Genomic DNA, 9,390 nt, shown 5'->3' on the forward strand with positions numbered 1-9,390 from the left:
AACACGGAGTGGCCCAAGTGGACCGAGGTCATGAGCCCCGACGCGCCGGCCGACCCGGACGCCCTCGCGGCCACGGGGCGCGGCGCACCGCTCACCCGCCCACGCCCCGGTCACGCCGACCTCGTCGGGATGCAGAAGTTCGGGTTCGCCGACGCGCGCAACGTCCTCGAGCGGGCCAGTGCCCGGGAGACCGCCACCCGGGTCGGCCTGGCGGCGTTCGCCCGCAGCCTGCTCGCCGAGGCGGGCATCAGCGTCCTGTCCCACATCGTGCGCATCGGTGACATCGCCGTGCCCGACGACACCCCTCCGCCCCTACCCGGTGACCTCGACCGGATCGACGCCGACCCGGTGCGCTGCGCCGACCCCGCCACCGCGGCGCGCATGGTCGACCGCATCGACCGCGCGAGGGCGGAGCGCGACACGCTCGGCGGCGTCGTCGAGGTGATCGTGCACGGGGTGCCGCCGGGCCTCGGCAGCCACGTGCACTGGGACCGCAAGCTCGACACCCGGCTCGCCGCAGCGCTCATGAGCATCCAGGCGTTCAAGGGCGTCGAGGTCGGGGACGGCTTCAGGAGCGCCGAGGTGCCCGGCTCGAAGGCGCACGACACCATCCATCCCGTCGCCGAGAAGGAACGCGCGCGGGCCGCGTCGCCGTACCGCAGGGCGACCGGGCGTGCCGGCGGGCTCGAGGGGGGCATGACGACCGGCGAACCGCTGCGGGCGCGAGCGGCGATGAAGCCGCTGTCGAGCCTCACCCGCCCGCTCGAGACGGTCGACGTGGCCACGGGGCAGCCCGCCGAGGCCATCACGCAGCGCTCGGACGTCTGTGCGGTGCCGCGGGCCGGGGTGGTCTGCGAGGCCGTGGTCGCCCTCACCGTGGCCGACGCGCTGCTCGAGAAGACCGGCGGGGACTCCCTGGCCGAGGTGCTGCGCAACCTCGAAGCCTACGTCTCGACGCTGCGCGGGTGACCGCGCCGGCGGCCCCTGCGCTCGCAGGGGCCCGGGGTCCGTCGGCCGTACGCGGCTACGATCACACCGCCATGGACCTCATCGCCCCCGGTCGCAACGTCGTGCTCATCGGGCTCATGGGCGCCGGCAAGAGCACCGTCGGGCGCATCCTCGCCGAGCGCCTCGGCCGGCCGTTCGTCGACACCGACGACCTCGTGGAGGACGAGGCCGGGATGGCCATCCGCGACATCTTCGCCGAGAAGGGGGAAAGGGCGTTCCGCAGCCTCGAGTCGGAGGCCGTCCGCCGTGTGTCCGCTCTGCGCGGGCAGGTCGTCGCGGTGGGTGGGGGAGCGGTGTCGACGCCGGGCAACGCCACCCAGCTGCGCATGACCGGCGACCTCGTGCTGCTCGACGCGGATCCGGCCGTCCTCGCCGAACGGCTCGGGACGGACGTGGAGGACCGTCCCATGGTCGCCGAGGCCGACGACCTCGCCGCCCGCCTCGCGGAGCTGCGCCGCCGCCGTGACCACGACTACGCGCGCGCGGCGTCCTGCACCGTCCGCACCGACGGGCGCACCCCCGAGGAGGTCGCCGACGCCATCCTCGACTGGGCCCGCCACCGCCCGGGCCTGCTCAGCCGCGACGAGCGTGAGTGAGCTGCCCGTGACCACGCGCATCCCCGTGCCCGTTCCCGGCGCCTCCTACGACGTCGTCGTCGGCACGGGGCTCCTCGACCGGCTGGCCGACGTGGTGGCCTGGCCGGCGCACGCCCGGAAGGCCGCGGTCGTCACGGTCGGGCCGGTCGCGCACCTCTACGCCGGGCGGGTGCAGGAGGCGCTGCGCGGAGCCGGCCTCGAGGCGCACCGCCTCGACGTGCCCGACGGGGAAGAGGCGAAGAGCCTTTCGACGCTCGCGTCGCTCTACCACCGCCTCGCGGCGCTGCCGCTCGGACGCGACGACGTCGTCGTCGCGCTCGGCGGCGGGGTCGTCGGCGACCTCGCCGGCTTCGCCGCCGCGACCTGGAACCGCGGCGTGGCCGTCGTGCAGGTCCCGACCACGCTGCTCGCGCAGGTCGATGCGGCCGTCGGCGGCAAGACCGGGGTGAACCTGCCCGAGGGCAAGAACCTCGTCGGCGCGTTCCACCAGCCCATCGCGGTCGTCGCGGACATCCAGACGCTCGCCACGCTGCCCGTGCGCGAACGGCGGGCGGGTCTGGGCGAGGTCGCGAAGTACGGCTTCATCGACGACCCCGTCGTCCTCGAGCTGCTCGAGGCCCGCCCGGGCGACGCCGTCGCGGGCGACCCGTCGCTGCTGACCGAGGTCGTCCGGCGCGGGGTGGCCGTGAAGGCCCGGATCGTCGCCGCCGACGAGCGCGAGTCCGGCCAGCGCGCCCTGCTGAACTACGGCCACACCGTGGGTCACGCGATCGAGACGCTGTCCGGGTACGGGACCTACCGCCACGGCGAGGCGGTGGCGCTCGGCATGGTCTTCGCCGCACGGCTGGGGGAGCGACTCGGGGTGAGCGCCGCGGGTCTCGCCGAACGCACCGTCACGCTGCTGGAGGGGCTCGGACTTCCCACCGGGGGTCTGCGCCTCGACCCCGCCGCGGTGTGGGAGGTCCTCGCCCGCGACAAGAAGACGCGCCGCGGCCGGGGTGACGCCGGCCACGGCGTGCGGTTCGTGCTCTGCCGCCAGCCCGGGGACGCGGTCGTGGCCGAGGCGCCCGAGCGGCGCGTCGTCGACGAGGTGCTGCGCACCCTCGCCTGCTAGCGTGCGGCGCTCATGAGGATCCTGCTCGTCCACGGGCCCAACCTCTCCCAGGCCGGCAGCCGGGACCCGGCGGTGTACGGAACGGCGACGCTCGACGACCTCGTCGCCGCCGCGCGCGAGGAGCATCCCGACGTCGAGCCCTTCACGTCCGAGTCCGAAGGCGAGCTCGTCACCCGCATGCACGCCGCCCGCACCGACGGGACCGGGGCGCTGGTCGTCAACCCGGGGGCGCTCACCCACTACAGCTACGCGCTGCGCGACGCCCTGGAGATGCTCACCGTGCCCAAGGTCGAGGTGCACCTGTCGCAGACCGCGGCCCGCGAGCCCTTCCGCCGCCACAGCGTCATCTCGCCGGTCGTCGACGCGACGATCACGGGCCTCGGCGTGCTCGGGGTCCGCCTGGCCGTGCACGCCGCGGTGTGCCTCGCCCGGGAGCGCGCCTGAGGCGATGCACGCCACACGCCGCACCCGCCTGCGTGGTCGGCTGTCCGACGCCGAGCTCGACGCCCTGCTCGTCACCAAGCGCGTGAACGTGCGCTACCTCACCGGGTTCACCGGCAGCGTGGGCGCCCTGCTCGTCACCGCGGAGTCGGCCGTGCTCGCCGTCGACGACCGCTACGCCGAGCAGGCCGCCGACGAGGTCGCCGACGTCGAGCTCGTCGTCACCCGCGGCGACGACTGGCTGCGCGAGCGCGGCCGCGGCGCGCGCCTGGGCCTGGAGAGCCACGACCTGTCCTGGGACCGGGCCCTGGCTCTCGCCGGCCTGCTCGACGCCCGCGTCGAGCCCGCGCCCGCGCACGTCGAGACGCTGCGCCAGGTCAAGGACGCGGCGGAGCTCGCGGCGCTCCGGCGCGCCTGCGCCATCACCGACGGCGCCTTCGCGCACCTGTGCGGCCGGCTCGGGCCGGGCCTGACCGAGCGGGAGGTCGCGCGGTTGCTGCACCACACGCTGACCGAGCTCGGCGCGCATGACCAGGCGTTCGAGGCGATCGTCGCCTCCGGACCGCACAGCGCCCGACCGCACCACCGCGCGACCGACCGCCGGCTGGCGGCCGGCGACGTCGTGAAGCTCGACTTCGGCGCGCTCGTCGAGGGCTACCACGCCGACATGACCCGCATGGTCGCGCTCGGCGCCCCCGACCCGGAGCTCGAGCGCGTCTTCGCCGTCGTCCGCCGGGCGCAGGAGGCCGGCGTCGCCGCGGTCACCGACGGCGTGCCGGCGAAGACGGTGGACGCGGCGTGCCGCGAGCACATCGCCGCCGCCGGCTACGGGGAGCGCTTCCCGCACGGCACCGGGCACGGTCTCGGCCTCGAGATCCACGAGGCGCCCGTCCTGCGTCAGGAGGCAGGCGCTACACTGCGCGCAGGGATGACGGTCACCGTCGAGCCTGGCGTGTACCTCCCCGGCCTGGGCGGGGTCCGCATCGAGGACACCGTCGCCGTCACCGGCGGCTCCGCCGACGTCCTGACCCGCAGCCCGAGAGACCTCGTCCGCCTGTGAGGAACCGCCCGCCATGGTCTCCACGAACAACCTCAAGAACGGCATGACGCTGAAGATCGACGGCCAGCTCTGGCGTGTCGAGTACTTCCAGCACGTGAAGCCGGGCAAGGGCGGGGCCTTCGTCCGCACCACCCTGAAGGGCGTGCAGAGCGGCAAGACCGTGGACCGCACCTTCCGCGCCGGCGAGGACCTCGACCAGGCCATCCTCACCCGCCGCACGCTGCAGTTCCTCTACCGCGACGGCGAGCAGTTCGTGTTCATGGACCCCGAGCACTTCGAGCAGTCCTACGTTCCGGCCGAGGCCCTCGGCGAGGCCCCCCAGTGGGTCAAGGAGGGCGACAGCCTCGAGCTCGTCTTCTACGAGGACGCGGTCATCGACGTGAACGTGCCCCCCAACGTCACCCTCACCGTCACGGCCACCGAGCCCGGTTTCCAGGGCGACCGCGTCGGTGGCGCGACGAAGCCGGCGACGCTGGAGACGGGCGCCGTCGTGCAGGTCCCCCTGTTCATCGACGAGGGCGAGTCGATCAAGGTCGACACCCGCTCCGGCGCCTACCTGTCCCGCGCGTGAGCGAGCGTTCGTACGGCCACTCCCGCCACGTCGCCCGCAAGCAGGCGCTCGACGTCCTCTACGAAGCCGACCTCAAGGGACACCCGGTCCCGACCGTGCTCGCCGAGCATCTGCGCGCCGAGGATCCGCTGCCCGAGTTCGCCCTCGCGCTCGTGCGGGGGGTGCACCGCCACCGCGAGGAGATCGACGACCTCATCTCCGCGCACGCCCGCGGCTGGACGCTGTCGCGCATGCCTGTGGTCGACCGCAACCTCCTGCGCATCGGCCTGTACGAGATCCTCCACGACGACGACGTCCCGACGGCGGTGGCGATCGACGAGGCCGTGGAGCTCGCCAAGGAGCTGTCCACGGACAACTCGGGGCGGTTCGTCAACGGCGTGCTCGCCCGCATCGCCGAGACCCACCAGTCCGCCTGAGCTGGGCCGCTGCAGCCCCGGCGGTGTCGCACCGGTCGTGTTCGGCGGCGGCGCGGCCTCCACGGCCCGCACAGGTCGGCAAGGTCGATTGCCGGGACCGGCAACGGGTGCTACGGTCGCGCAGACACAGCCGCTTTAAGTCCGGTCCCGCGAGGCCGGAAAGGGGCACGGATGATCCGCGCACGCACGCCTTCCCCACCTGCGGGGGGAGGCGTTTTCTGATGGGTGCGCAACGGGTGCTGGCCGCTGAGGACGTCGCTCGGGCGCTGAAGCGCATGGCGCACGAGATCCTCGAGCGCAACAAGGGGGCGGACGGGCTCGTGCTCATGGGCATCCGCAGCAGGGGGGTCCCGTTGGCCCGCCGGCTCGCGGCCAACCTCACCGCCATCGAGGGTGTCGAGGTCCCCGCCGGCAGCCTCGACGTGACGCTGTACCGCGACGACTACGACCGCACAGGCCCCCGGCCACTCGGCCAGACCGAGTTCCCCTCCGACATCGCCGGCAAGGTCGTCGTGCTCGTCGACGACGTGCTCTACACCGGGCGCACCATCCGGGCGGCGATGGACGCGGTCATGGACTACGGACGGCCGACGGCCATCCAGCTCGCCGTCCTCGTCGACCGGGGTCACCGTGAGCTGCCGATCCGCGCCGACTACGTCGGGAAGAACCTGCCGACCAGCCCGGTCCAGGACGTCCGCGTGTCCCTCGTCGAGACCGACGGCGCGGACGAGGTCACCGTCGTGGACCGCGAGGAGGTGGCCGCACGGTGATGCGCCACCTGCTCAGCATGGACGACCTCGGACCGGAGGAGATCACCGAGGTCCTCGACACGGCCGCCGGGTTCGCCGGCGTCGCCCTGCGCCCGATCAAGAAGGTGCCGACGCTGCGGGGGCGGACCGTCTGCAACCTGTTCTACGAGGACTCCACCCGCACGCGCATCAGCTTCGAGATCGCCGAGAAGCGGCTGTCCGCCGACGTCATCAACTTCTCGGCCAAGGGGTCGAGCGTGTCGAAGGGCGAGAGCCTGAAGGACACCGCGCTGACGCTGCAGGCTATGGGCGTCGACGCCATCGTCATCCGCCACTGGGCGGCCGGCGCGCCCGAGCAGCTGACGAGATGGGTCGACGCGAAGGTGCTGAACGCGGGCGACGGCGCCCACCAGCACCCCACCCAGGCGCTGCTCGACCTCTACACGATCCGGGCACGGCTGGGCCGGCTGGAGGGCCTGCGGGCGGCGGTGGTCGGCGACGTCGTCCACTCGCGGGTGGCCCGCAGCGTCGTCCGCGGGCTCGTGACGACGGGCGCGGAGGTGACGGTCGTGGGGCCCCCCACGCTCGTCCCCGAACGCGCCGAGCACTGGGGGGCGTCGGTCAGCCACGACCTCGACGACCTGCTGCCGAAGATCGACGTGCTCTACCTGCTTCGGGTCCAGTCGGAGCGCATGCACCGCCAGTTCTTCCCCTCACCGCGGGAGTACGCCCGGCTGTGGGGCGTGGACCGCGACCGCCTCGCCCGCCTGCCCGAGGGCGCCATCGTGCTCCACCCGGGGCCGATGAACCGCGGCGTGGAGATCACCGCCGACGTGGCCGACGCCCCGAGCGCCGTCATCACCGAGCAGGTCAGGAACGGCATCGCGGTGCGGATGAGCTGCCTCTACCTGCTGCTCGGCGGGGAAGCGCGGCCGGCGGATGATGCCGGGCGGGCGGAATCGGGCGGGCGCGAGGTGCCCGCCGGCGGGAGGCCGAGGCGTTGAGCGATCGCAGCACCATCACCTTCACCGGGGCGCGGGTGGTCGACCCCGCCAGCGGCCGTGACGAGATCGCCGACGTGATCGTGTCGGGCGACAGGATCGCGGCGGTCGGCAACGGCAGCGACGGGTTGCGCGTGGACGCGAGCGGGCTCGTCCTGGCTCCGGGGTTCGTGGACCTCCACGTCCACCTCCGCGAGCCGGGGCGTGAGGACGCCGAGACGGTCGCGACCGGCACCGCCGCGGCTGCCGCGGGTGGCTTCACGGCGGTGTGCCCGATGGCGAACACCGATCCGGTCACCGACCATGCCGGGATCGTCGAGCAGGTCCTGCGGCTCGCCCGCGACAGCGGGTACGCCGACGTCTACCCCGTCGGAGCGGTGACGCGGGGCCTGCGGGGGGAGGAGCTCGCCGAGATGGGGGCCATGGCGGCCCACGGGGTGCGCTGCTTCTCCGACGACGGCCTGCCGGTGCGCTCCGCCCGGGTGATGCGCCGAGCGCTCACCTACGCGCGCACCTGGGACGCGATAATCGCGAACCACGCCGAGGAGCCCGATCTGACCGAGGGCGCGCAGATGAACGAGGGCGAGCTGTCGGCGGTGCTCGGCCTCGCGGGCTGGCCGCGCGAAGCCGAGGAGGTCATGGTCGCCCGCGACCTCATCCTCGCGCACGGCCTCGGCGCGCGGCTGCACGTCCCGCACGTCTCCACCGCCGGGACCGTCGCGCTCATCCGGCAGGCGAAGGCCCGCGGGACCCGGGTGACCGCCGAGGCGGCCCCACACCACTTCACCCTCACCGACGACCTCGTCCGCGGCTACGACCCGGTCTTCAAGGTCAACCCCCCGCTGCGGACGAAGGCCGACGTCGAGGCGGTCCGCGCCGGGCTCGCGGACGGGACCATCGACGCGATCGCCACCGACCACGCACCGCACCCGCCCGAGCAGAAGGAGCAGGAGTGGGCGTACGCGCCCCCCGGGATGCTCGGCCTCGAGACCGCGCTCGCGCTGACCCTGACCGAGCTCGTCGGCACGGAGGAGGGGCAGGGCACCCTGACCATGAGCCGGGCGGTGGCCGCGCTGTCCACGAAGCCGGCCCGCAGCCGGGGCATCGCCGGGCACGGTGGCCCGATCGTGCCCGGGGCGCCCGCCAACCTCGTCCTGTTCGACCCCGCGCAGCGCTGGACGATCGACGCCGCCCGAACCCGCAGCCGCAGCCGCAACACCCCCTATGCGGGGATGGTCGTGCGCGGCAAGGTCGTGCACACGCTCCTGCGGGGACGCTTCACGTGCCACGACGGCCAGGTCGCCGGAGGGCGCCCGGGCGACGGGAGGGCACGGCGATGAGACAGGCGCTGCTCGTGCTCGAGGACGGCGCCGTGTTCCGTGGGGAGGGTTTCGGCGCACCCGGGACCGCTCACGGCGAGGTCGTGTTCAACACCGGCATGGCGGGATACCAGGAGGTCATCACCGACCCGAGCTACCGCCGCCAGCTCGTGACGATGACCTATCCCCACCAGGGCAACTACGGCGTGAACGACGAGGACGCCGAGGCCGAGCGGGTGCAGGTCGCCGGCATGATCGTGCGGGAGGTGGCCCGGATGCACTCGAGCTGGCGCGCTACCCGCACCCTCGACGAGGAGCTCGCCGGGGCGGGTGCGGTCGGGATCACCGAGGTGGACACCCGCCGGCTCACGCGTCACATCCGCGCGGAGGGCGCGATGCGCGCGGTGATCTCCACGGAGGTGCTCGACGTCGACGCGCTCCTCGCCGAGGTCGAGCGGGCGCCCGGCATGGTGGGCGCGGACCTCGCGAGCGAGGTGACCACCCGCGCCCCCTACGACATCGCGGTGCCCGACGCCCGCTTCCGCGTCGTGGTGTACGACTTCGGCCTGAAGCGCAACCAGCTGCGGCTGCTGGCCGCAGCGGGCTGCTCGGTGCGCGTCGTGCCCGCGTCGACGCCCGCTGAGGCGGCCCTCGCCGAGGAGCCCGACGGGGTGTTCCTCTCCAACGGTCCCGGGGATCCGGCTGCGGTCACCGCCGGCATCACCGCCATCCGAGGGCTGCTGCGCGCCCAGATGCCGCTGTTCGGCATCTGCCTCGGCAACCAGCTGCTCGGCCGGGCCGTCGGCGCGTCGACGTACAAGCTGCGCTTCGGCCACCGCGGGGTCAACCAGCCGGTTCGCAACGAGGCGAGCGGGGCGGTGGAGATCACCAGCCACAACCACGGGTTCGCCGTCGACGCCGCGTCGATCCCCGCCGACGGCGAGTTCGGTCGGGTGACGCAGTCACACGTCAACCTCAACGACGGCGTCAACGAGGGGCTCCGCTGCGCCGACGTCCCCGCATTCAGCGTCCAGTACCATCCCGAGGCCGCCCCGGGCCCCCACGACGCCCGCTACCTCTTCCAACAGTTCTGCACCCTGATGACCCACCACCCC

At 73.7% G+C, this 9,390-nt stretch carries 11 protein-coding genes; all 11 read left to right on the plus strand.

What is annotated here, in order from left to right; all coding sequences use genetic code 11:
- Window positions 1-969, plus strand: a 969-nt coding sequence (gene aroC, locus VM324_09570; protein HVL99524.1) for a chorismate synthase, incomplete at its 5' end; no start/stop codon positions are given.
- Window positions 970-1,040: 71 nt separating this feature from the next.
- Entirely contained in the window at window positions 1,041-1,604 is a 564-nt protein-coding gene (locus tag VM324_09575; GenBank protein HVL99525.1) for a shikimate kinase, read from the plus strand.
- Window positions 1,597-2,718: a 3-dehydroquinate synthase gene (aroB, locus tag VM324_09580; protein ID HVL99526.1), complete on the plus strand. Its 1,122-nt coding sequence runs from the start codon at window positions 1,597-1,599 to the stop codon at window positions 2,716-2,718. The genes VM324_09575 and aroB overlap by 8 nt, the downstream gene beginning before the upstream one ends.
- A gap of 12 nt (window positions 2,719-2,730) precedes the next feature.
- Entirely contained in the window at window positions 2,731-3,162 is a 432-nt protein-coding gene (locus tag VM324_09585) for a type II 3-dehydroquinate dehydratase (protein ID HVL99527.1), read from the plus strand.
- 4 nt (window positions 3,163-3,166) lie between these two features.
- Window positions 3,167-4,219, plus strand: a complete 1,053-nt coding sequence (locus tag VM324_09590; protein HVL99528.1) for an aminopeptidase P family protein — start codon at window positions 3,167-3,169, stop codon at window positions 4,217-4,219.
- A 13-nt stretch (window positions 4,220-4,232) separates the two neighbouring features.
- A complete protein-coding gene (efp, locus tag VM324_09595; GenBank protein HVL99529.1) occupies window positions 4,233-4,790 on the plus strand; it encodes an elongation factor P in 558 nt (185 codons plus the stop codon).
- Window positions 4,787-5,206 carry a transcription antitermination factor NusB gene (gene nusB / locus VM324_09600; GenBank protein ID HVL99530.1) on the plus strand — a complete coding sequence of 140 codons (420 nt, stop codon included), beginning with the start codon at window positions 4,787-4,789 and terminating at the stop codon, window positions 5,204-5,206. Before efp ends, nusB begins: the two co-directional genes overlap by 4 nt.
- A gap of 221 nt (window positions 5,207-5,427) precedes the next feature.
- On the plus strand, window positions 5,428-5,976 hold the full coding sequence (pyrR, locus tag VM324_09605; GenBank protein ID HVL99531.1) for a bifunctional pyr operon transcriptional regulator/uracil phosphoribosyltransferase PyrR: 549 nt from the start codon (window positions 5,428-5,430) through the stop codon (window positions 5,974-5,976).
- A complete protein-coding gene (locus VM324_09610) occupies window positions 5,976-6,959 on the plus strand; it encodes an aspartate carbamoyltransferase catalytic subunit (protein ID HVL99532.1) in 984 nt (327 codons plus the stop codon). The genes pyrR and VM324_09610 overlap by 1 nt, the downstream gene beginning before the upstream one ends.
- On the plus strand, window positions 6,956-8,296 hold the full coding sequence (locus VM324_09615; GenBank protein ID HVL99533.1) for a dihydroorotase: 1,341 nt from the start codon (window positions 6,956-6,958) through the stop codon (window positions 8,294-8,296). The genes VM324_09610 and VM324_09615 overlap by 4 nt, the downstream gene beginning before the upstream one ends.
- Window positions 8,293-9,390: glutamine-hydrolyzing carbamoyl-phosphate synthase small subunit (gene carA / locus VM324_09620; GenBank protein ID HVL99534.1), on the plus strand; the 1,098-nt coding region annotated here is incomplete at its 3' end. The genes VM324_09615 and carA, both read left to right, overlap by 4 nt.

This window comes from Egibacteraceae bacterium, from assembly GCA_035540635.1.
Taxonomy (GTDB): Bacteria; Actinomycetota; Nitriliruptoria; order Euzebyales; family Egibacteraceae; genus DATLGH01.